At 68.9% G+C, this 20,616-nt stretch carries 21 protein-coding genes and 5 pseudogenes; 17 read left to right on the forward strand and 9 right to left on the reverse strand.

Annotation, left to right across the window (positions count from 1 at the left end; genetic code table 11):
- Positions 1-120: 120 nt before the first annotated feature.
- Positions 121-810 (reverse strand): annotated as a pseudogene (locus F3T56_RS39525) (endonuclease/exonuclease/phosphatase family protein); the annotation flags it as partial.
- Between the two features lie 53 nt (positions 811-863).
- Positions 864-1,978 (reverse strand): annotated as a pseudogene (locus tag F3T56_RS39530) (sensor histidine kinase).
- Between F3T56_RS39530 and F3T56_RS48780 the strand changes: the two are divergent.
- The 4 genes and pseudogenes from F3T56_RS48780 to F3T56_RS39545 all read left to right on the forward strand — a co-directional run bounded on the left by F3T56_RS48780 (position 1,905) and on the right by F3T56_RS39545 (position 5,857).
- Positions 1,905-2,141 carry a hypothetical protein gene (locus tag F3T56_RS48780; RefSeq protein ID WP_246204327.1) on the forward strand — a complete coding sequence of 79 codons (237 nt, stop codon included), beginning with the start codon at positions 1,905-1,907 and terminating at the stop codon, positions 2,139-2,141. The pseudogene F3T56_RS39530 and the gene F3T56_RS48780 sit on opposite strands and share 74 nt — an antisense overlap.
- A 195-nt stretch (positions 2,142-2,336) precedes the next feature.
- On the forward strand, positions 2,337-3,920 hold the full coding sequence (locus F3T56_RS39535; RefSeq protein ID WP_149830300.1) for a carbohydrate-binding protein: 1,584 nt from the start codon (positions 2,337-2,339) through the stop codon (positions 3,918-3,920).
- Between the two features lie 45 nt (positions 3,921-3,965).
- Positions 3,966-4,548: pseudogene (locus F3T56_RS39540) on the forward strand (class I SAM-dependent methyltransferase).
- A gap of 244 nt (positions 4,549-4,792) precedes the next feature.
- Positions 4,793-5,857, forward strand: coding sequence for an SMP-30/gluconolactonase/LRE family protein (locus F3T56_RS39545; protein WP_172639364.1), 1,065 nt, complete (start codon positions 4,793-4,795; stop codon positions 5,855-5,857).
- On the opposite strand, the pseudogene F3T56_RS39550 reads toward F3T56_RS39545, so the two are convergent.
- Positions 5,858-6,877, reverse strand: a pseudogene (locus tag F3T56_RS39550) (FAD-binding protein); the annotation flags it as partial. It abuts the gene before it with no gap.
- Positions 6,877-7,866 carry a LacI family DNA-binding transcriptional regulator gene (locus tag F3T56_RS39555; RefSeq protein ID WP_149830302.1) on the reverse strand — a complete coding sequence of 330 codons (990 nt, stop codon included), beginning with the start codon at positions 7,864-7,866 and terminating at the stop codon, positions 6,877-6,879. The pseudogene F3T56_RS39550 and the gene F3T56_RS39555, both read right to left, overlap by 1 nt.
- A 328-nt stretch (positions 7,867-8,194) precedes the next feature.
- Between F3T56_RS39555 and F3T56_RS39560 the strand changes: the two genes are divergently transcribed.
- Entirely contained in the window at positions 8,195-10,252 is a 2,058-nt protein-coding gene (locus F3T56_RS39560; RefSeq protein WP_149830303.1) for a glycoside hydrolase, read from the forward strand.
- Positions 10,253-10,397: 145 nt separating this feature from the next.
- On the opposite strand, the gene F3T56_RS39565 is transcribed toward F3T56_RS39560, so the two are convergent.
- Genes F3T56_RS39565 through F3T56_RS39575 form a run of 3 tightly spaced genes read right to left on the reverse strand, consistent with a single transcriptional unit; the run spans position 10,398 to position 12,034 of the window.
- Positions 10,398-11,252 carry a helix-turn-helix domain-containing protein gene (locus tag F3T56_RS39565; RefSeq protein WP_149830304.1) on the reverse strand — a complete coding sequence of 285 codons (855 nt, stop codon included), beginning with the start codon at positions 11,250-11,252 and terminating at the stop codon, positions 10,398-10,400.
- Positions 11,253-11,277: 25 nt separating this feature from the next.
- Positions 11,278-11,802 (reverse strand): DUF6879 family protein, encoded by a 525-nt coding sequence (locus tag F3T56_RS39570; protein WP_149830305.1) that lies wholly within the window; start codon positions 11,800-11,802, stop codon positions 11,278-11,280.
- Entirely contained in the window at positions 11,774-12,034 is a 261-nt protein-coding gene (locus F3T56_RS39575) for a hypothetical protein (RefSeq protein WP_149830306.1), read from the reverse strand. The genes F3T56_RS39570 and F3T56_RS39575 overlap by 29 nt, the downstream gene beginning before the upstream one ends.
- A 307-nt stretch (positions 12,035-12,341) precedes the next feature.
- Between F3T56_RS39575 and F3T56_RS39580 the strand changes: the two genes are divergently transcribed.
- The 7 genes and pseudogenes from F3T56_RS39580 to F3T56_RS49930 all read left to right on the forward strand — a co-directional run bounded on the left by F3T56_RS39580 (position 12,342) and on the right by F3T56_RS49930 (position 15,388).
- On the forward strand, positions 12,342-12,554 hold the full coding sequence (locus F3T56_RS39580) for a hypothetical protein (RefSeq protein ID WP_342787051.1): 213 nt from the start codon (positions 12,342-12,344) through the stop codon (positions 12,552-12,554).
- Entirely contained in the window at positions 12,551-12,775 is a 225-nt protein-coding gene (locus F3T56_RS39585) for a hypothetical protein (protein ID WP_149830307.1), read from the forward strand. The genes F3T56_RS39580 and F3T56_RS39585 overlap by 4 nt, the downstream gene beginning before the upstream one ends.
- A complete protein-coding gene (locus tag F3T56_RS39590; RefSeq protein WP_149830308.1) occupies positions 12,772-12,990 on the forward strand; it encodes a hypothetical protein in 219 nt (72 codons plus the stop codon). Before F3T56_RS39585 ends, F3T56_RS39590 begins: the two co-directional genes overlap by 4 nt.
- A 50-nt stretch (positions 12,991-13,040) precedes the next feature.
- Positions 13,041-13,304, forward strand: a complete 264-nt coding sequence (tgmA, locus tag F3T56_RS39595) for a putative ATP-grasp-modified RiPP (protein ID WP_149830309.1) — start codon at positions 13,041-13,043, stop codon at positions 13,302-13,304.
- Complete coding sequence (gene tgmB, locus F3T56_RS39600; RefSeq protein ID WP_149830310.1) at positions 13,304-14,269, forward strand: ATP-grasp ribosomal peptide maturase; 966 nt, start codon at positions 13,304-13,306, stop codon at positions 14,267-14,269. Before tgmA ends, tgmB begins: the two co-directional genes overlap by 1 nt.
- Before the next feature lie 305 nt (positions 14,270-14,574).
- Positions 14,575-14,829: pseudogene (locus F3T56_RS49925) on the forward strand (rRNA adenine N-6-methyltransferase family protein); the annotation flags it as partial.
- Complete coding sequence (locus F3T56_RS49930; RefSeq protein ID WP_342787054.1) at positions 14,816-15,388, forward strand: hypothetical protein; 573 nt, start codon at positions 14,816-14,818, stop codon at positions 15,386-15,388. The pseudogene F3T56_RS49925 and the gene F3T56_RS49930, both read left to right, overlap by 14 nt.
- A gap of 61 nt (positions 15,389-15,449) precedes the next feature.
- On the opposite strand, the gene F3T56_RS39610 is transcribed toward F3T56_RS49930, so the two are convergent.
- Positions 15,450-15,746 (reverse strand): GntR family transcriptional regulator, encoded by a 297-nt coding sequence (locus tag F3T56_RS39610; RefSeq protein WP_172639365.1) that lies wholly within the window; start codon positions 15,744-15,746, stop codon positions 15,450-15,452.
- A gap of 159 nt (positions 15,747-15,905) precedes the next feature.
- Here F3T56_RS39610 and F3T56_RS39615 point away from each other — a divergent pair, with 159 nt between their 5' ends.
- From F3T56_RS39615 to F3T56_RS39625, 3 genes are all read left to right on the forward strand, one after another.
- Entirely contained in the window at positions 15,906-16,241 is a 336-nt protein-coding gene (locus F3T56_RS39615) for a hypothetical protein (RefSeq protein ID WP_149830311.1), read from the forward strand.
- Positions 16,242-16,420: 179 nt separating this feature from the next.
- A complete protein-coding gene (locus tag F3T56_RS39620) occupies positions 16,421-16,669 on the forward strand; it encodes a hypothetical protein (RefSeq protein WP_246204319.1) in 249 nt (82 codons plus the stop codon).
- 285 nt (positions 16,670-16,954) lie between these two features.
- Positions 16,955-17,371 (forward strand): hypothetical protein, encoded by a 417-nt coding sequence (locus F3T56_RS39625; RefSeq protein ID WP_149830312.1) that lies wholly within the window; start codon positions 16,955-16,957, stop codon positions 17,369-17,371.
- Between the two features lie 134 nt (positions 17,372-17,505).
- On the opposite strand, the gene F3T56_RS39630 is transcribed toward F3T56_RS39625, so the two are convergent.
- On the reverse strand, positions 17,506-19,014 hold the full coding sequence (locus F3T56_RS39630; protein WP_246204320.1) for a serine hydrolase domain-containing protein: 1,509 nt from the start codon (positions 19,012-19,014) through the stop codon (positions 17,506-17,508).
- Positions 19,015-19,123: 109 nt separating this feature from the next.
- Here F3T56_RS39630 and F3T56_RS39635 point away from each other — a divergent pair, with 109 nt between their 5' ends.
- Both F3T56_RS39635 and F3T56_RS48790 read left to right on the forward strand, forming a co-directional pair.
- Positions 19,124-20,389, forward strand: coding sequence for a sensor histidine kinase (locus F3T56_RS39635; protein ID WP_149830313.1), 1,266 nt, complete (start codon positions 19,124-19,126; stop codon positions 20,387-20,389).
- Positions 20,380-20,616, forward strand: a 237-nt coding sequence (locus F3T56_RS48790) for a response regulator (RefSeq protein WP_246204321.1), incomplete at its 3' end; no start/stop codon positions are given. The genes F3T56_RS39635 and F3T56_RS48790, both read left to right, overlap by 10 nt.

The raw sequence follows: 20,616 nt of genomic DNA on the forward strand, positions 1-20,616 counted from the left end.
GGAGCGCCCAAGACCGTTCGGGGCGTGCGGCTGAGCGGGCTCACTTTCGCTCAGTCCACAGGAACGGTGCATGGCTGGACTCAGTGCCTGCGGCACCGGCTCACGTCGATCCGTACATGCGATGACGAAGACCGGTTCGCCGTGGAAGAGGAATTCGCCGACGAGGGGCTTGCGGCTGTCCGTCCAGGCCTCGCTGGTGGGGTTGATGCGGCCGGGGGAGTGGGTCAGCTTCGCGCCCTTCCTCGTCTTCACCACCTCCGTCGCCGTCGTCGCGTCGGCTGCAGCGCGGTCCGTGAAGGAGACCCGCTCGGGGTTGAAGAGGAACACCTGGCGGATGTTGCCGCCGGGCTCGCCGCCGTCCTGGTTGTTCTCGGGGGAGACGTAGCGCCAGCTGTAGCGGGGGCCGCCTGCCGCGCGGATGGCGTCGGTGAAGCGGGTGAGGGTGGCCTCGGCGGTGACCCTACCGTCGTTCGTCGCGCCGTTGTCGTCCTGGATCTCCTCCAGGGCGACGATGTCGGGCGACCGCAGATTGACCGCCACGCCCTCCGCCAGGCGCGCGAACTTCGACTCCTCGTCCAGCGCGTCCAGGTTCTCCACGTTGTACGTGGCCACCGCCAGCTCGCCACCCTTCTGGCGGCGGGTCACCTCGGCCTCGATGCCGTGGTCGACCAGCGTGCCCGGCTGGATGGCCTGGAGGTTGTAGCCGCCGAAGGCGGAGTAGTCGAGCGGGCCGGCCGTCGTGCCGGAGAGCGAGTCGCCCACGTTCGCCTGCGGGAACGGCGTCGTAGTGTCGAGCGACATCACCTTCATCGCGAAGCCACTGCGCACGAGTTCCTGGTCGTCGGCCACGACCACCCGGATCGTCAACGGGCCACCTCCGCCGCCACCAGCGCCGGGTACGGCGGTACGGGGATACGCACCCGCACCGCGAAGCCGCGCCCATCCGGCCCCGGCCCGGTCATCGCCGTACCCCCATGCGCCGCCGCCCGCTCCCGCACGCCGACGAGGCCGTGCCCGCCGCCGCCCCTGACAGCCGCCCCGGCCCCGGCCTGCGGACCACGCCCGTCGTCGGTCACCTCGATGCTCAAGTCGCCTTCCCTGTAGGTGAGTTGTACGGACACGGTACGGGCGTCCGCATGCTTGACCGTGTTCGTCAGCGCCTCCTGAACGATCCGGAAGACCGTCGCCCCGGTCGCGGCCGGCAACGCCCGCGTGCACCCCCTCGTCCCGTAGGCGACCTCAAGCCCGCTGCCCCGCACCCGGTCGAGGAGAGCGGGCAGATCCGTAAGTCCCGGCTGCGGTTCACGCGGCGCGAGCCCCGGCTCATGACCCCCGCCGCCCCCGTCGCTCTCGCCCCCCTCCCGCAACACGCCCAACATCCGCCGCAGTTGGGCCATGGCATCCCGCCCGGCCTCGGAGATCGCGTCGAACGCGGCTTCCGCGCGCTCCGGAGCCGTACGTACCGCCACCGGCCCGGCCTCCGCCTGCACGATCATCAGGCTCACCGCGTGGGAGAGGATGTCATGCATCTCGCGGGCGATCCGGGCGCGTTCGCGGGCGGCGGCGCGTTCGGCCTCGACCCGGTTGGCTCGCTGACGGGCATCGGTCAGCCGGCCGAAGACGTAGGCGGCCGCGAACACGAAGAAGCAGAAGGTCAGTTCGCGTGCCGAGCGGCTGTTGAGCCACACCCCCACGGGCACCGCGAGCAGCACCAGACCCCCGGCGACCAGCCGTTTGCGGGGCGGACAGAGCGCGGCGACCGTGTAGACGATCACCAGCCCGGTGTACGGCAACGGCTGCCCGGGGCCGTCCAGGGCCAGCTTGTACTGGGCGCTGGTGGCCATGACGGCGAGCAGGGCGAGGATCGGAGCGCGCCGACGCCACACCAGCGGAACCACGGGAGCGTGATCAGCCCGTACGCCGGCCAGGTCGCCGGCGGCAACTCGGCCGACCTCGGCACCACGAACGGCATCGTCATCGCCGCCTGGATCAGGAGCGCGATCCCGATGTCGACCAGCAGCGGCTTGGCCGCCGCCAACGCCCGGCCCCGCTCCCACCAACCCCGTACGCCCTCGAGAGCCCCACCACGTATCCCCGTCGTCACGGTTCCCCACGGTAACGGGCCCGTGTGCCTGTCCTGATCTGCCGTTCACACCTCGGAACGAGCGACTACCAAAACCTCGAACTCCAACTCCCTCAGTTCATCCATGTGAACAGAAATCAAGCACCAACCTATTGACGTGTTCAGGCCATGCCCTAACACTGCCGATGAGGCCCGCAAGAAAGCGCTTTCCCGCTCCTCCGCCCCAAACCCGCACTGGAGATGGAGATCAGCGATGCCCAGAAGATCCGTCAGACCTGTCACGGCATGCCTCGGCGCCGGTGTACTGGTGAGCACGCTCGTCGTGCTGACCGGCGCCACGACCGCGCAGGCCGCGACCGCCCGGTACGAGGCCGAGAGTTCCCCGGCCGTCTGCACCGGCACGATCGACTCCGACTGGACCGGATACTCGGGCAGCGGATTCTGCAACGGCACCAACTCCACCAGCGGATACGCCCAGTTCACCGTGACCGCACCCGCATCGGGCACGGCGACGCTGGCGATCCGCTTCGCCAACGGCACCACCACCGCCCGCCCCGCCAACGTCGTCGTGAACGGCTCGACGGCGACGACGGCGTCGTTCGAGGGCACGAGCACCTGGACCGGCTGGACGACGAAGACGCTGACGGTGCCGGTGGTGTCGGGCAGCAACACCATCCGGCTCACCCCGACCACCGCCGCCGGCCTGCCGAACGTCGACTACCTCGACGCCACCACGCCGGACGGCGGCACCACCCCGCCCCCGTCGGCCTCCGCGCTGTACGTCGCGCCGAACGGCACCGACAGCGCGGCCGGCACGATCTCGGCCCCCACCACCCTCACCTCGGCGATCGGCCGTATCACCGCCGGCGGCACGATCTATCTGCGCGGCGGTACGTACAACCACTCCTCGACCGTAACCATCCCGGCCGGCAACAACGGCACGTCCAGCGCCCGGACCACCCTCTCCGCCTACCCGGGCGAGACTCCGGTGCTCAACTTCTCGGCGCAGAGCGAGAGTTCGTCGAACCGGGGCTTGCAGGTGATGGGGTCGTACTGGCACGTGAAGGGCCTCGTCGTCGAGCGGGCCGGTGACAACGGCATCTTCGTCGGCGGCAGCAACAACGTCTTCGAGCGCACGGTGACCCGCTTCAACCGCGACACGGGGCTGCAGCTCGGGCGGGCCACCTCCAGCACCCCGACCGCCCAGTGGCCGTCCAACAACCTCATCGTCAGCGCCGAGTCGCACGACAACGCCGACTCGGACGGCGAGGACGCCGACGGCTTCGCGGCGAAGCTCACCACCGGTCCCGGCAATGTCTTCCGCTACGCCGTCGCGCACAACAACATCGACGACGGCTGGGACCTCTACACCTACTCCGACTACGACCCCATCGGCGCGGTGACCATCGAGGACTCCCTCTCCTACGAGAACGGCACCCTCAGCGACGGCTCCCAGGCCGGCAACGGCGACCGCAACGGCTACAAGCTCGGTGGCGAGGACGTGCCCGTCAACCACGTCGTCCGGCGCAGCTTCGCCGTCGACAACGGCAAGCACGGGTTCACCTACAACAGCAACCCCGGCTCGATGACCATCTCGAACAACGTGAGCATCGACAACACCGAGCGCAACTTCAACTTCGACGCCGGTACGTCGGTCTTCCGCGACAACACCTCCTGCCGTAGCGGCAGCGGTACGAACGACCGGATCATCGGCGACTCCGACAGCTCCAACCAGTTCTGGTCCGGTACGAACGGGTCGCGCTGTGCGTCGTACTCCGGCGCGCTGGGCTGGTCCTTCGCCTCGGACGGCAGGCTGGTGGTGACGTTCGGAGGCTGAGCCAAGGCAGTGCTTGCCTGACTGACGGGGTGCCGGGCGCTTTTCATGACCCCGGCACCCCATCGGCTGGACCGGGCGGCGCCGGCCGGGTTCGCGGAACTTGTGGGCGGGGGCGGGGCGGTGGTCGACCTGGGATGCGGGCCGGGGCGGGTCACCGCTCACCTCGCCGCCCTCGGGCTGTCCGTGTTCGGGCTCGACCTGTCGGAGTCGATGCTTGCGACCGCCCGCCGCGAGAATCCGGGACTGCGTTTCGAGCAGGTTCGACGCCGGAGCTGGACCTTGCCGACGGGGCGCTCGCGGGCGTGGTCTCGTGGTACCCGTCCATCCATACGCCTGTGGATGAACTCCCCGCGCTGTTCACGGAGTTCCACCGGGTGCTTGGGCCGGGCGGCCACCTGCTCCTCGGCTTCCAGGTCGGCGACGAGCCACGGCACTACGACCGCCCTTGGGGCCACCCGGTGTCACTCGACTTCAGCGCAGGCAGCCGGACGCCATCGCCGGGCTGCTGGAAGACACCGGATTCCGCCTCCTTTCGAGAACGGTCCGTGCACCGGACACGGAACGCGGGGAGCCGGTCCCGCAGGCGTTCCTGATCGCCGAGGTTCGCGCCCAAAGCGCAATGCCGTGAAATTGCGTGACCGCGCGTCTGCTGGTATAGACCGCACTCGAACGCCGCACATGCGCCCCGGTTTTACCAGTCGTATGGTGATTCTACGGTCGACAGGACCCGGCTTTCCGGGCGAATGCGCTGCTGTGCCGGTATTCGGCGGTACCTCTCCACAGCTGAATGGCTGCTCTCGCCTGAATATGAACTGTCTCCCCGAATCAACCTCTTCGAGCGCGTGCTGAGAACGCCAGGACGGGAGGTCACCATGCGTTTCCCCCATCCCCACCGCCGGTCCCGCGACCTCAAGCCGGACCGACGCAGACGAGGCCCGCTTCCCCTGCTCCTGGCGGCGCTGCTGTCCTTCACCTGGGGACCAACGCTGGTGACAACGGCCGAAGCCAGGGCCGTGAACGCCTCCACCCATGCCCTGCCGAAGCTCCGCATAGACGTCGGCAGAAACCCGAATGGGATTGCGTTCACCCCCGACGGCCTTACCGCTTACGTCACCAACACCGCAAACGGCACCGTGTCCGTGATCGACACCGTAGAAAACGAGGTGATCCACACGATCCGTGTCCTCACGAAACCGACGGGGATCGCGATGAACCGCAGCGGCAGCCGCGCTTACGTCGCGGACTCCGGTGACAGTGCTGTCACCGTGATCGACACCGAGCACAACCGGGTGCGTCGCCACATCGTCCGCTTCGGCGGCACACCGACCGGGATCGCCGTCGACCCCAGCGGACTCGTCTGGGTCACCAGGTCCGGGGTGGGCGACGTGGTCGTGTTCGACCCGGACTCAATCGAGAACGTCGCGAGATTCCGTGTCGGAACAACACCGACCGGGATCGCGCTGAACAGTAGCGGCAGCCTCGCTTTCGTCGCCAACTCCGGGTCGAACAACGTGTCCGTGATCGACGTAGAAGCGGACACCGTGAAATCCGTCCGTGTTCACGCCCGCCCGACCGGAATCGCGGTGTCCCCCACCGATGGCAACCTCGCCTATGTCGCCAGCACCGGGAAGAACATACTGGACGTGATCGACGCGTCCGCGAAAGGCGGCCCCGAGCGGACGGATTCCGTGGGCGTCGGCCACTCACCGACCGGGGTCGCCGTGCACCCCGAAGAGCGCCACGTCTTCGTCACCAACCGGGGGGACAACAACGTCTCCGTGGTCCGCACCACCGGGAACCAGTTGGCCCTCGACCGTAACGTACCCATCAGCGCCGGCAATGCGCCGACCGGAATAGCGCTGTTCCCCGATGATCCAGACTTTGCTTACGTCGCCAACTCCGGGGCTGACGACGTCTCCTACGTTTTTCTCGGCTGATCAAAGCGCCCCGGCGATGTCCAGCGCGGCGATGTAGCCGAACGTCATCGCGGGGCCGAGCGTCGAACCCGCGCCCGCGTAGCTGTGACCCATCACCGCGGCGGACGCGTTACCCGCGGCGTACAGGCCCGGGATCGTCGAGCCGTCCGCCCGCAGGACCCTCGCCCGGGCGTCCGTCCGCAGGCCCCCCTTGGTGCCCAGGTCGCCGGGGACGATTCGGAAGGCGTAGTAAGGGGGGAGCCAGAGGGGGCCAGGCAGGAGTTGGGGAGGACGGACGGGTCTGTGTAGTAGTGGTCGTACGCGCTGTCGCCCCTGTGGAAGTCGGGGCCCACGCCTCGCAGCGCCTGGGAGTTGAAGCGGACCACTGTGGTGCGGAGGGCCGTCGCGGGTACATCGATCGACGTGGCGAGGGCGTCCAGCGTCCAGGCCTTCTGGGCCGCGCCCGAGTCGTACCAGACGTCGGAGCAGGGCAGGGTCGGCAGGACGTCCTTGAAGAGGTAGCGGCTGCGGTAGTTCTGGTCGACGATCAGCCAGGCCGGGATCGCGTGGTCGGTGTCGTTGACGTCGTACATGGTGTGGACGACGTCGCTGTAGGGGGCGGCCTCGTTGACGAAGCGGGCGCCGGACGCGTTGATCAGCAGGCCGCCGGGGAGAGTGCGTTCGGCGAGGCAGAAGTACGGCTGGCCGGGGAGTGGGATCGCCGGACCCCACCAGGCGTCGTCCATGAGGGCGAGGGCGGCGCCGAGGCGGTGGCCGGCCTGGATGCCGTCGCGGGTGTTCTCCTTCGCGCCTACCGTCCAGTCCTTTCCAGTCCGTGCCGATGGGCTGTCGCTGGTGGCGGTCGCGCATCGCCGCCTTGTGCTCGAAGCCGCCGGAGCCGACGATCACGCCTCGGCGGGCGCGGACCAGGGCGGGGGTGCCGTTCCGGGTGACGATCGCTCCGGTCACGGTGCTGTTCTCGACGTACAGGTCGGTGAGCGGGGTGTTGAGCCACACCGGGACTCCGGCGTCGCGGAGCCCTAACGGTTCGGCGGCGGTGCCGTGCTGTGCCGTCGTACGAGCCGGGTCGGCACAAGCGTCGTCCCATGCCCGGAAGTTTCCCGCCGCATCTTCCCGAGCACCCCCTCCACACACAACCGCCCCACCTCCGCGAAGTCCTGATGGATGGTGGTGAGGGGAGGGAGGAAGGACGAAGCCTCCGGGATGTCGTCGAAGCCGATGACGCTCACCTCCTCGGGGACCAGGCGGCCCCGCTCGTGCAGGGCCCGCAACAGCCCCAGCGCCATCTGGTCGTTCGCGGCGAACACGGCCGTACAACCCGGTTCGTCGGCCAGCCTCAACCCCGCGCGGTAGCCCGAGTCCGCCGACCAGTCGCCGCGTACCAGGGGCGGAGGCGTGCGGCCGGCCGCCGTGAGTGTCTCCCGCCATGCGTTGGTCCGGCGCTGGGCCGCGAATGAGTCCTCGGGTCCGGCCAGATGCCACACCGTCCCGTGGCCGAGGTCGAGGAGATGACGTACGGCCTCCCGCGCCCCGCCCGCCTGGTCGGTGTCCACGACGGTGTAACGGTCGCCCGCGTCCGAATCGGCGACGACGACCGGGACACCCGGCGGCAACGACACGGTCGCGGCGTCCAGCAAGTGCGTCTCCAGGATGACGATCACGGCGTCGACCGCCAGTTCGCCGAGGCGGGAGAAGGCCCCGTTCACCTCGTCCTGGGTGGGCACGGCGACGGGGAGCAGCGTGACGGCGTAACCCTCGCGGGCGGCGGAGGTGGCGATCGCGTCCAGCGTGCGCATGTTGCCCATAGTGGACAGGGAGAAGGTGATCACGCCGAGCGTGCGGAACTCGCCCCGGCGGAGCGCCCGCGCCGCGCTGTTCGGTCGGTAGCCCAGTTCCCGCATCGCGGCCAGCACCTGCCGCCGGGTCTCCTCGGTCACCCCGGGGAAGCCGTTGGACACGCGGGAGACGGTCTGTGCCGAGACCCCGGCGAGCCGGGCGACGTCGCCCATGGAAGGGCCCTGCCGAGGCCGGGATACGGCTCGTCTCGCCGTACGACCGTCTGTGTTGCGGTCACCATTCACTGGCCCCACCACTCCACGCACCTTTGATCAGAACCGGCCGCGATCGACGCCGTAGCCGACCACGACCAACCAGAACCAACCTCTTGACCGCTGAGATTCGGACAGTGTAGACATCCCGCCAGTGAATGTTTACGTAAACATTCATTCGAACAAAACCATACGAGAGCGAACGAACCGCACCGAACCGCACCCCGCGGACCCCGATCTCTCGTGCCCCGCCGGGACGCGCGGCACGTGGAAGAGTTGGAGTACTCGAATGGCACACCGCACCCGCACGAGACGGCTCCTCGGGGCCATCGGCGTCACCGCCCTCGCGACCGGGACCGTCATGGCCACCACCTCCCTGCCGGTCGCGTACGCCGAGACGGCCGCCGCGAACGCCTCGGTCACTGTCCGGCCCGACCCCTCGTACAAGGGGGAGAGCTTCGAGGGCTGGGGAACCAGCCTGGTGTGGTTCGCCAACGCCACCGGCGACTACCCGCCCGAGATACGGGAGAAGCTGGCCGACCTCCTCTTCGGCAAGGACGGCCTCAATCTCAACATCGCCCGCTACAACATCGGCGGCGGCAACGCCCCGGACGTAAAGGACTACCTGCGCGCGGGCGGCGCGGTCGAGGGCTGGTGGAAGGCGCCGGCGGGCACCACCCGCGAGGACGTCGACTGGTGGAGCGCGGACGACAAGAGCGACTGGAACAAGAACGCGGACGCCACTCAGCGCTGGTGGGTGGACCGCATCAAGAACGACATCGACCACTGGGAGACGTTCAGCAACTCCCCGCCGTGGTTCATGACGGTCAGCGGTTACGTCTCCGGCGGCTTCGACTCCTCGAAGGACCAGCTCAAGGAGGAGTCGGTCGACGACTTCGCCAAGTACCTGGTGGGCGCCACCGAGCGGCTGGAGAAGGCGCACGGCATCAAGGTCGACACGCTGGACCCGTTCAACGAGCCGAACACCCCTTACTGGGGTACGAAGCTGGGCGCGGACGGGCAGCCGACCGGTGGCCGTCAGGAGGGTGCCCACATGGGCCCCGAACTCCAGCAGAAGGTCCTCAAGGCCCTCGCCCCCGTCCTGGAGGAGTCCCGTACGCACGCGGAGATCTCCGCGATGGACGAGACCAACCCCGGCACCTTCGCCACCAACTGGAACTCGTACCCCCAGGAAGTGCGCGACCTCGTCGGCCAGATGAACGTCCACACGTACGGCACCGGCCAGCGCACCACCGTGCGCGACCTGGCCAAGGCCGCCGACAAGCCGCTGTGGATGAGCGAGGTCGAGGGCGACTGGGGCGACGGGCAGAGTTTCACCGACATGCGGCCCGGCCTGGGTCTCGCCCAGCGCATGGTCGACGACCTGCGGGAACTGGAACCCAAGGCCTGGGTGTTCTGGCAGCCGGTCGAGGACTACGACAACATGAAGCCGGGCGGTGAGTCCGCGAAGGGCGGCAACTGGGGCTCCATCCAGCTGTCGTTCGGCTGCGACTCCGCGGACACCCTCGAAACGTGCCCGATCTACACGAACACGAAGTTCGACACCGCCCGTAACTTCACCCACTACATCAAGCCCGGCGACCGGCTGATCAAGACCAACGACACCTCCAGCACCGCCGCGGTCGCCAAGAAGGGCGACAAGGCCACCGTCGTCCACGTCAACAGCACCACCGCCGCCCGCGACGTCACCGTCGACCTGTCGAAGTTCGGCAAGGTCTCGTCCCGCGCGACCGTCACCGCGGTCGTGACCGACGCCGACGGCAAGCTGGTCAAGCAGCAGCCGGTCCGGGTCACCGACAAGCAGGCCACCATCACGGTCCCCGCCCAGTCCGTGACGAGCTTCCTCGTCAAGGGCGTCTCCGGCGTCGCGAAGGACCAGGCCGAACTCCAGGACGAGCACACCTACCGGCTGACCGGCGTCCAGAGCGGCAAGGACCTCTCCATCGCGGCCGACGGCAAGGGCCTCGTCATCAAGTCCGCCGCCAACGGCGGTACGCAGTGGCAGCTGGACCGCATCGGCCACGGCGCCGCCGACAACCGCTCGCGCTACGTCCTCACCGACCCCGCGAGCGACAAGCGCCTCGCCATCCGAGACGGCGCCCTCGTGGCGGAGCCCGCCGAAGGCCGCCCCGACACCGCCGCCCAGTGGATCATGTCCACCACCGGCGACACCACCTGGACCCTCGTCAACGCGGCCACCGGCCAACTCCCCGACGTCCACGGCCAGTCCACCAACGAGGGCGCCGGCGTCGGCCTCTGGACCCCGAACTCCGGCTCCAACCAGCGCTGGAAGCTGACGGACGTGACGCCCACGACCACGTCGTAACCCGCCCCGCCGCCCACGACGACGCCCCCGTACCCGGCTGCCGCGTTCGCGCGACCGGGGCGGGGGCGTTCGTCGATGATCTGTCGAAGCCCTGTGGTCCGGTCAGGGCGCGTGCCTCAGGTCTCAGGCCTTCGTCATGTCGGGGTCAGTGCAGCGCTTCGATGGCCTTCAGGATCAGGGTGCGCGCCTCGGCCCCGTACACGGCCATGCCACGCAGTTGCTCAAACGCCTTCAGGTAGACGGCAATCTCGGAAGGCTGGGTGATGTTGACTTCGGCCGACAGGAACTCCACCGACACGAGAGTGTCGTCATACACGTGGAACGTCTCAACGGGCCACTGCCGCCGCTCACACGTCGTCATGGGGATAATGCCCAACGACACCTGAGGCAGAGCTCCGGCGGTGAGCAGGTGCCCGAGTTGCGCTGCCATCGCGTCTCCGTCGCCCAACTGTGCGTACAGCACGGCTTCTTCGATCACCATGACAAAGCGGTGGCCCGGTTCGTGGATGATGCGGGACCGCTCAACACGTGCGGCCGCAGCCGCCGCGCCGTCGTTGAACGGGATGCCGCGGAAGTCAGCGATGTTGCTCAGCAGCGCGGACGCGTATCCCTCGGTCTGCAGAAGGCCGGGGACCATCGTCGACGAGTAGATCCGGAACAGCTCGGTGTGGTGGAAGAACCGCACCATGCTGTCCTGAAGTTGCTTCATGCCGCGGCGCACTTGGTGGCGCCATTCCTTGTACATCGACTCAGCGTTCAGCGACTGGACGACAAGGTCCTCTGCCTGGTCGACCGCGTCACAAGCGGCGGCCCACGCCCGGATGTCCTTGACCGAGGGCGCGGTGACGGCGTTCTCGATGCGGGACGTCTTGGAATGGCGCCAGCCGCACCGGTTGGCCAACTCGACGACCGTCAGCCCGGCGCTCTTGCGGAGGTCGCGCAGCCGCAAAGCGACAACCTGGCGTGCGGCCTGGGCCGACGAGGACGGGGAGACGGGCATGAACTGGCCTACCGATGCTCTGCTGTCAGCGGATGTCGTACTGATCGTGCGGGGTGGCTCGCGCCCACACTGCTTCGAAGGCTTCGGCGCACAACTTGGCTGCGGCCGGGTCGTTGGTGATCTCTTCTCCGAGCGATGAGCCATCTCCGGCGAAGTGGTTCCAGTGGACCCAACGTTCGTCGAACAGCCAGAAGTCATTGCCTGGCAGGGCGATGTCGGATGCGCGTCGGCGTGGTAGCCACCGCACCTGTTCTCCTGCGGCGACGTTCGTGAACGTGCCGTCGTACAGGAACCGGGTGTACTCACTGACCGGCTCGGAGACGATGCGGGCCCGGCGCACGACGACTCCGCGGCTGACGGTCTCCTGAATCAGGTTGAGCCACGGCCGCCACCAGGAGGCGCGATCGTCCGGGTTGTGGCGGAAGCCCTGCTTCCAGTCGGAGAATGGTCCTTTCTCATAGTCGACGGCGTAGGCGTCGCGCATCTCCAGGTGCACGGCCGACCGGCAGTTCGCGATCAGTTCATCGAATGTCGGCACGCTCGACGGCATCGCACGCCTCCCTGATCATGTGCACCATCCTGGCGGGGATACGGATCACTGCCTCGTTCTCCGGGATGCCCCGCGCGTGGCCGGGAATCTCGAACGCAGCGCATTCCGCTTCGAGTTCGGGGTCGGGCTTCCATCCCTGGAACACGAGTTCCTGCTTCTCCTGGTCGACCCACACCGTTGGGCTCTGCTTGTCCCCCGTGTTGGGGTCGATGCCGATGAACAGTAGCGACACAGCCACCTCCGCCTACGTGTTGTGCAGTTATGTCCACCACGGTCAACTTGCAGGAGAAGCGAGTCAAGAGGGCGAAGCAACCATCACCCTGCCTCCGGTAGTTGCGTAGACAGATCTGCACATTAATGGCGGGGCTGCACATGGCCTCCCTAGCGTCGACAGGTACGACAAACCCCGGCAGTGCGCGAACACCCCGGGGCGCGGTCCACGTTGCTGAGGAGCGCAGACGATGACAACTCCTACCACCCTCCAGGCGACACTGCCGCACCGGCCGAGCCGTCCTCCGAGTAGCGCAGGAGGCCACTCGGTGAGCCCGGCCCGCCAGACCACCATGGACCGTCCCCCCATCGGGCTGGCCCTCCCCCTCGAAGAGCCCGAGCCCGTCCCCGGCTGCGACGAATGCGCCATGCTCGCCCGGCAGCGCGTCGAGGCCCGCAGGACCGGTGACCTGTCGCGGGTCTCGGACTGCAACGTCCTCATGCGCGCTCACCACCCGCCGCGCCGGAAGCGAAGGCGATGACCGTGCACAAGCCAGCCATCGGTGACACCGTCGAGGACACGGACAGCCGGAAGATCGGCAAGGTCATGGGCTTCGTCGGGCCGTTCGTACAGTTGCGGCCGATCGGGGGCGGGCGGGAGTGGGACGCCGAGCCGGGGAACCTTCGGCGCCTCACCCTGAGCGAGGCCCTGAGCGCGGGCGTGGCCGCAGCCAATGCCCGATCGCGGGGTGAGCGCCCTTGATGCCGCCCTTGGCCGAGGCCGCGTACGTCGCGCTGCTCACGCACGGCGCCGAGTGCCCGGACTGCCGGGAGTTCCGCGACGAAGACGGGAAGTCCACAGGACACTGCCCGGAACTCGACGCCTTGGCGCAGAACTACCGCCGGGCGCGGCGCGACGCCCGTGGTGAAGGGCTCAAGACGGCCGCGCCGTCAGGAGCGGGTCCTACACCGTCCTGACACCAGCCGCGGGGGCCACCGTAAGAACCGACCGAGAGACGAGGAGACCCATGCAGGCCACAGTGCCCGACGATCAGGTCACCCCCTGGGGTGTCAGCCGTATGAAGCCGTTCCCTCCTGCTGAAGTTCTGCCTGCTGCCCGCGCGGTCCTCGACGCCGAGACGCAGACCGCCACATGGGTGGACCCTGACGGCACCCTGTTGCCGACACTGGACAAGCACAAGCGGTCGGAGACGTCGAAGGAGACAACGACGAAGACCAGCCTCGACGGCAACCCGGACCAGGGCAACGACCAGCAGGGAGACTCCGACTGATGGCCGCGGGTGGGCCGCCCGTCCTCGTCATCACGCGCCTGGACGATGCAACGGCCGACGAGGTGATCACGGAACTCAACCGGCGCCGCGTGCCCGTGGTACGCCTGGACCCCGGGGACTTCCCCACGACGGTCACCGCGGCAGCGGTGTTCGACAGCATCGGGCCCGGCGGCACCCTGGCCACCGAGACCCGCACGCTCGACCTGGACAGCGTGCGCTCGGTCTACTGGCGGCGGCCCACCCCCTACACCGCCGACCTCGCCATGAGCGAGCAGACCGCCCGCTGGGCTGTCGAGGAGGCCCGCTATGGGCTCGGCGGCATCCTCGCCGCCCTCCCCGGCGCCCACTACCTGAATCACCCCTGGCGCAACCGGGACGCTGAGTACAAGCCGGCGCAATTAGCGGTCGCCGCCCGCTGCGGGCTGACCGTGCCTCCCACCCTGATCACCAACGACCCCGACCAGGCCCGCACGTTCGCGGCCGAGCACGGGCCGGTGCTCTACAAGCCGCTCCGGGAAACCGACTACGCCGATGCGGACGGTCGGGCGCTGACGGTGTGGATCGACGACGTCATCCCCGACCAGATCGACGACCGGATACGCCACACCGCGCACCTGTTCCAGCAGCGGGTGGCCAAGACCGCTGACATCCGCCTGACCGCCGTCGGGGAGCACCTGTTCGCCGTCCGGATCGACGGCTCGCCCGGTGTCGACTGGCGTCGCCACTACGACCAGCTCACCTACACGCCCATCGCCGTCCCGCCTGAGTTCGCCAAGGGGGTACGCGCCTACCTCGACGCCTTCGGCCTGGTCTTCGGCGCCTTCGACTTCGGCCTGGACCCTGATGGCCTGTGGCACTGGTATGAGTGCAATCCCAACGGCCAATGGGCGTGGTTCCCCGACCACATCACCGCCCCGATCACCGCAGCCCTCGCCGACCAGCTCCAGCACGGAGGCCACGCATGACCGCCGACCCGGCCCAACTCCGCCGCACGCTCGCCGCGGCCATCCCCGTGGAAGACCCCGCGTGGCGTGATGCGCTCGAAGCCGTCCCGCGTGAACTCTTCCTCGATGACACGATGTTCCGCCCGTCCGGCACCCGGTGGGAGCCCGTGCACCGCCACACCACCGGCGCCGACGAATGGCTTCGCCTCGTCTACCAAGACACCACCTGGGTCACCCAGATCGATGGCATCGCCGCCGCGGACGCCTCCGGACCGCTGGCCGGCCGCCCCACCTCGTCCAGCACCCTGCCCTCACTGATCGTGCGCATGCTCGATCTCGCACGTATCCGCGAGGGTGACAAGCTGCTGGAGATCGGCACCGGCACCGGCTACTCCACGGCCATCCTGAGTCACCGTCTCGGCGACAAGAACGTGTACTCCATCGAATACGACCCGCGCCTTGCCGCCGCGGCGGCCGGCCACATCCAGGCCGCCGGATACTCCCCGACGCTCCTCACTGGAGACGGTCTTGCCGGATACAAGGACGCCGCGGAGTACGACGCAATCGTTGCGACCTGCGCAGTCCGGCACATCCCACCCGCCTGGCTGTACCAGGTACGCGACGGCGGAACCATCACCACCACCATCAGCGGATGGATGCTCGCCTCCGGCCTCATCCGCCTCACCGTCCACGACGACGGCACCGCCACCGGCCGCTTCGCCGGAGACCGGATCGGCTACATGCTCGCCCGCCCTCACGAACGCCCGCCCCACCTACTACCAGCGCCCGGGCCACACCCGCCCCGCCCGCCTGGACCCCGGCCTACTCGACGACTGGACCGGCCAGTTCCTGGCCCAGCTCGCCGCACCCTCCGCCGAACTCATGACCACCGGCGACGGCGTGATCCTCGTGGACGTCGCCACCGGCTCACAGGCATGGACCGAACCCGCCGGAAATGGGTGGCAGGTGCACCAGCACGGCCCCCTGCTCCTGTGGGACGCCGTAGAAGACGCACTCAACGCCTGGCAGGACGCCGGAACACCCCCGCAGTCCGACTTCGGCCTGACCGTAGAGGCCGACGGCACCCAACACGTCTGGCTCGGGGAACCCGGCGGACCCGCTTGGCACCTTCCGGTCTGACCCCGAGCACGAAGGAGGGCGAGACGAAGGCCGAATACCTTGGGCTTGCCGCTGCGGCTGGTCAGTCGGCGGTCTCGTCCTCCTCTGGAACGTCCAAGGGCGGTTGCTCCACTACGAACGATCCCTTGCCTCGCACTGTGACGATGAGCCCTCGTTCGCGGAGTTCCTGCGCGGTACGCCGCGCGGTGAGCCGTGCCACGCCGTACTCGTCGGCGAGGTGATTCTCCGAAGGGATCGGCCTGTCTGGTGCCAACTCCCCGGACCTGATCTTCCCGGCGATGACGTCAGCCAGTTGGACATAGAGCGGCTTGGCGCTCATCGGGTCCAGCGGCGACCTCATTTCCTCTGCATCGCTCATACGTCCAACGTAGGTGTGCTATCACATACACGATCGAGTGGATCCCTCTGTACTTGTATGCAGAGGTCTGTGTCCGGATATAGCGTCGCGGACGACAAGACCCCGGCGAGACGGTCCAGGTCTCCCGGGGCACGGCCGATCTGAATGGAGCAGACCGACATGCGGAACTTTATCCGCCGTAGCGCCCATTGGCTGAGCCTCCTGCTCACCCCCGGTACCGGGACCCGCCGGGCCGGGCGCGGTCCGGCGCACTCGCCGCGCCCGGCCCACCCCACCGCCGTACCCGAACCCGAACATCTCCCTCTCCACCGCTCCCCCTACGGCCTCGATCACCCTCTCGACGGCGCCGCCACCCGCCTCGTCCGCCCCTACCTTGCCGCCCATGAGCGCGAGGTCGCCCAGCAGCAGCGCCGCCGTCTCGCCCTCGTGCTCGCCGCCGACTTCGGGATCGATCTCGACCGGCATCTGATCGGCGCGGGAGAGGTGGCCGTCTGATGAAGCCGACGAGGCCGACGAAGGTGAGGAAGTCATCGACGGCGAGGGCGCAGACGATGGTGACGAAGGCGGCGGAGTCGATGGAACCGGCAGCGTGCGCCACCACACTCCGCCTCCTGCCATGGCCGTCGGCGGAGGGTAAGCCGTGCTACGTCGCGACGGACGGTGAAGGTGGGTACGTGTCACGCCTCGCGGACGAGATGGAGGCCGTGCAGCTGGCCCTCGCCGCAGATGTGCTCGGTCACGCGCGGAAGGTGCTGGACGTCCCCGCGTCCCCGCACACCGAGGTGCGGTTCACGGCGGTCCGGCTCGCCGAGTGCCTGAGTGACGCTCTGCGCGTGGCCGAGTCACGCGGTGGACGTCTGGGCGTACCGACAGCCGCAGACGACGAAGACAGCTGCGACGGCATCCCGGGCGAACCGTCATGAGCCCGCGTGTCGTGTATCGCGACGAGTGGCCGGCTCAACTCCGGCTCCATCAACGCTGGAAGCTGACGAATGTGACGCCCGCGGCGACCTCGTGACGCCGAACCCTTAGCCGGCTTCCGCTCTTCGGCTGACAGAAAGCCTCAGGTCGCCGACGTGGGGCTTTCTCGTGCGGCTAGGCCGTTTCGTTCGGAACACCGAACCCTTGGCATGTGAGCGCGCTCATCGAGTGCGGAGCCTCCGACGGCCTCTGTAGCCTGGCGTCGCTGTACGACGGGGGAGCTGACCGTGGAGAACATCCTGTCCGTGGCCATCGGGGCCGCTATCGGCCTCATAGGGGTGGTGTTCGGTTCGTGGTTCACCACGCGCCGACAGGACCGCATGTGGCTGCGCGAACAGAAGCTCAAAGCCGGTATCGGCTTCAACACGGCCGTAGTTCAGCTACTGGACCACCTGAAGGAAACACAGCTGAGTGACGATGGTCCCGGAGCCAACGAGTTGGCGAACCGGATGCAGGAAGCACGCTCAGCCCTCTACCTGCTCTGCTCCAGCGACACCGTCGATCTTGCCGATGCTCTCGCGCGTCGGGTCTGGAGCACCCGGCCCACCGACGGCAGGGACGACCGCCGGGCCGAGTTCCGAGAGACGTTGGACCTCCTGCGTCGCTTCACCCACCAGCTCCGGCAAGAGATCGCCAGATCGTAGTCCCCGCTTCGGCGTTCGGTCCGGGAGTATCGGCTCGATTCGCGTTCACTGCGCGTCAGTCAGCGGCACACCCGGACCAACGATCAGATGATCTGAACGAAACGGCCTGGGCGCCGCGGGCCGACCGCACGCGCTCACGTCGCTCGTCGGCGGTGGAGTGCGGCGATGCTCCGGGCGGTGATGACGGCCGTGGAGGCCAGGGCCGCGGTGGCTGTGCAGAGGAACAGGGCCGGCCAGGCGTAGGCGGTTTGGGTCAGGGTTCCCGAGCGGTTCATCAGGAGGCCGAGGAGGGTGGCGAGTTGGGTCAGGAGCAGGATGGGGAGGGTGTGGGGGAGTAGCCGTGCGGCCACCCGCCACCAGGGGTGGCGTGCCGTGCGCCGGGCCCAGCGGCGGGCGCGTACGACGCCGGTCGTGCCCAGGGCCGCCGCCAGCAGGGTGAGGGCGGCCAGGAACCAGTCGGCCGTCATCGAGAAGGGGGCGGCCACCTCGGGGTGCCTGCCTTGGGCCAGGTCGACCAGGCCCTGGGTGATCTGTGGGGCGTCGTCGCCGGAGATCAGGCCGGTGTTGGTGACGACCGCGATGCCGATGCCGCTGTCGGGCAGCAGGGTCGCCATGGCGTTGTGGGTGAGGAGTTGGCCCGTGTGCTCGATCTGGGGGCGCCCGTCGGCTTCCCGGTCCACCGACCAACCCATGGCGTAGTCGCTGTCCTTCGTCGCCTTCGGTGGCGTGTGTGTCAGCTTGATCGTGTCCGCAGTGGCTATACGGCGGTCGTCCGCGGAGACGCCGTCGTTGTTCTGGACGATCAGCCACCGGGCCAGGTCCTCCGCAGTGGTGACCACGCCGTGGCCGCCCGCCGCGAACCAGCGGGGGTGGGGGCGGGAGAACGTCGTCCCGTACGCGCGGACGTAGCCGCGCGCCTCGTCGGGCATGTCGGTTGTCGTGTCGACCGACGCGGTTCGCGTCATGCCCAGGGGCTTGAAGAGTTCGGCGGTCAGGTGGTCGGCGAAGGGGCGGCCGCCCACCACCTCGACCAGGCGGGCCGCTACGAAGTAGTTGGGGTTGTGGTAGCGGTGCCGGGTGCCCGGCGTGGTGTCCAGATGCGCGCCGCGCATCGCGGCCACCGCCTCCCTGAGGGTGTGCGGTTGGGCGCGGGTCAGGTCCGGGTACGCCGAGTCGGCCATGCCGGAGGTCTGCGTCAGCACCTGCCGGACGGTGATGTCCCCGGACCGCCGGTCCGCCATCGTGAACTCCGGCAGGTACTGGTGCACCGGGCGGTCCAGGTCGACCTTGCCCGCCTCGACCAGCCGCATCACGGCGAGTGCGGTCATGGCCTTGGAGAGGGACGCCACCGGTACGCGCGTCCGCGCCGTCATGGTCTCTCCGGAGGCGGTACGACCGTACCCCGCCGTGTGGACGACCCGGTCACCTCTCGTCACGGCCACGACCGCGCCTGGCAGCCGGGTCTGTTCCACGTAGTCGCGTACGAAGTGGTCGATGGAGGCCGCGTCCAGGGTGGGGGTGGGCTTGGAGAAGGCGGAGGTCGGTCCGTACGCGGAGGTCGGTACGGCGGTCGCCGCGGCGATGCCCAATACGGCGACGAAGGCGCCGAGTCCACGTCCGAGGGTCAACAGCTTCATCTTCATGGCGCCCAGTGGACCGGTCCGGCCCCGGCCCGCGCATTGGCGTACGGGGGAGTTCGAAGGTAGTGCCCGCACTACCGACCGAAGATCCGCGGCTGGTTACTGTCGAGGAATGCGACATCGGACCGCCTGGCAGGCGCTCGGCCAGAACCCGTTGAAGGTGCTCGGCTCCAGCTGGCCCTGGCGGTCGCTGGCCTATCTGCTGTCCGGGGTGGTGTCCGGTTCCGTCATCACGGTCGTCCTCGTGCTCGTGCTGGCGGCGGGGCTCGTCGGGCTGGTTGTGGTGGTGGGGGCCGTGGTGCTGGTCGGGGTCGCGCTCTCGGGGGTCGCCGTGACCCGGTTCGAACGGTGGCGGCTGCGGCTGGTGGATCTGGACTCGGTGCCGGATCCGCACAGGGCCCCGGAGCGGCCGGGGCTCGTCGGGTGGGTGCGGACGCGGTTGCGGGAGCCCGCGACCTGGCGGGAGTTGGGGTTCACGGCCGTTTCGGCGACCGCGCTGTGGTGGATGGACCTCCTCGTCCTCTGCTTCGCGCTGGGGCTCCCGGTATCCGTGATGATGTCGCCGATCGACGATCCCGGTGCCTGGCCGCTGGTGATCGTCGGGCTCTGTCTGCTCGCCGCGGCGCCGTACACCATCACCGCGTGGGCCGGCGCCCGGGCGGCCGTCACCCGGCTCATGCTGGCGCCGCGCGACAGCGAACTGGGCCGTGAGCTGACCGACGTACGCGCCTCCCGGGCCCGGCTGGTCGACGCCTTCGACGCGGAGCGGCGCCGGATCGAACGGGATCTGCACGACGGGGCACAGCAACGGCTGGTCTCGCTCAACGTGCTGCTCGGGCTGGCCCGCCTCGACGCGGAACCGGACTCGCCGCTGGCCGGTCAGCTCGCCCGGGCCCAGGAACAAGTCACGCTCGCCGTCGAGGAGTTGCGCGAGCTCAGCCGTGGCGTCCACCCCAAGGCCCTGACCGACCAGGGGCTGGAGGCGGCGGCCGGGAACCTCGCGGCCCGCTCCGTCCTGCCCGTCACAGTCGACATCCGCCTGCCGCACCGTATGCCCGTCTCCGTGGAGACCACGGCGTACTTCGTGATCGCCGAGGCCCTGACCAACGCCGTCAAGCACAGCCGCGCGGACCGGGTCGAGGTGCGCGCCCGCCTGCACACCGACGTCCTCACCCTGACGGTCGAGGACAACGGCATCGGCGGCGCGACGGGCGCCGACAACGCGACGGGCGCGCGCCCCGAGACGCCCACGCGTCCCGCCACCGGCACCGGTCTCATCGGGCTCGCCGATCGTGTCGCCGCCGCGGACGGCAGGCTGCGGTTGTCCAGTCCGCCGGGTGGGCCCACCTCGCTGCATGTGGAGCTGCCGTGTCGCTGAATGTCGTACTCGCCGAGGACTCCGCGCTGATGCGGGACGGGCTCGTCGGCGTGCTCACCCGCTTCGGGCACAAGGTGCTCGCCGCCGTCGGAGACGCGGACGCGCTGATCGGTGCCGTCCGGGAGCACGATCCCGACATCGTCGTCACCGACGTCCGTATGCCGCCGGACAACACCGACGACGGTCTGCGCGCCGCCGTAGCCCTGCGCGACGAGCATCCCACCCTG

Origin of the sequence: Streptomyces tailanensis, assembly GCF_008386495.1 — a bacterium.
In the GTDB taxonomy this organism is placed as follows: Bacteria; Actinomycetota; Actinomycetes; order Streptomycetales; family Streptomycetaceae; genus Streptomyces; species Streptomyces tailanensis.

Bases quoted from the DNA above. Each gene is read 5' to 3' on its own strand.
- F3T56_RS39555 (WP_149830302.1), bottom strand. From the start codon at position 7,866: ATGGGCGACGTCGCCCGGCTCGCCGGGGTCTCGGCACAGACCGTCTCC.
- F3T56_RS39545 (WP_172639364.1), top strand. From the start codon at position 4,793: ATGCGTTTCCCCCATCCCCACCGCCGGTCCCGCGACCTCAAGCCGGAC.
- F3T56_RS39585 (WP_149830307.1), top strand. From the start codon at position 12,551: ATGACCGTGCACAAGCCAGCCATCGGTGACACCGTCGAGGACACGGAC.
- tgmA (WP_149830309.1), top strand. From the start codon at position 13,041: ATGCAGGCCACAGTGCCCGACGATCAGGTCACCCCCTGGGGTGTCAGC.
- F3T56_RS39610 (WP_172639365.1), bottom strand. From the start codon at position 15,746: ATGAGCGATGCAGAGGAAATGAGGTCGCCGCTGGACCCGATGAGCGCC.
- tgmB (WP_149830310.1), top strand. From the start codon at position 13,304: ATGGCCGCGGGTGGGCCGCCCGTCCTCGTCATCACGCGCCTGGACGAT.
- F3T56_RS39535 (WP_149830300.1), top strand. From the start codon at position 2,337: ATGCCCAGAAGATCCGTCAGACCTGTCACGGCATGCCTCGGCGCCGGT.
- F3T56_RS39615 (WP_149830311.1), top strand. From the start codon at position 15,906: ATGCGGAACTTTATCCGCCGTAGCGCCCATTGGCTGAGCCTCCTGCTC.
- F3T56_RS39565 (WP_149830304.1), bottom strand. From the start codon at position 11,252: ATGCCCGTCTCCCCGTCCTCGTCGGCCCAGGCCGCACGCCAGGTTGTC.
- F3T56_RS39630 (WP_246204320.1), bottom strand. From the start codon at position 19,014: ATGAAGATGAAGCTGTTGACCCTCGGACGTGGACTCGGCGCCTTCGTC.
- F3T56_RS39635 (WP_149830313.1), top strand. From the start codon at position 19,124: ATGCGACATCGGACCGCCTGGCAGGCGCTCGGCCAGAACCCGTTGAAG.
- F3T56_RS39570 (WP_149830305.1), bottom strand. From the start codon at position 11,802: ATGCCGTCGAGCGTGCCGACATTCGATGAACTGATCGCGAACTGCCGG.
- F3T56_RS39560 (WP_149830303.1), top strand. From the start codon at position 8,195: ATGGCACACCGCACCCGCACGAGACGGCTCCTCGGGGCCATCGGCGTC.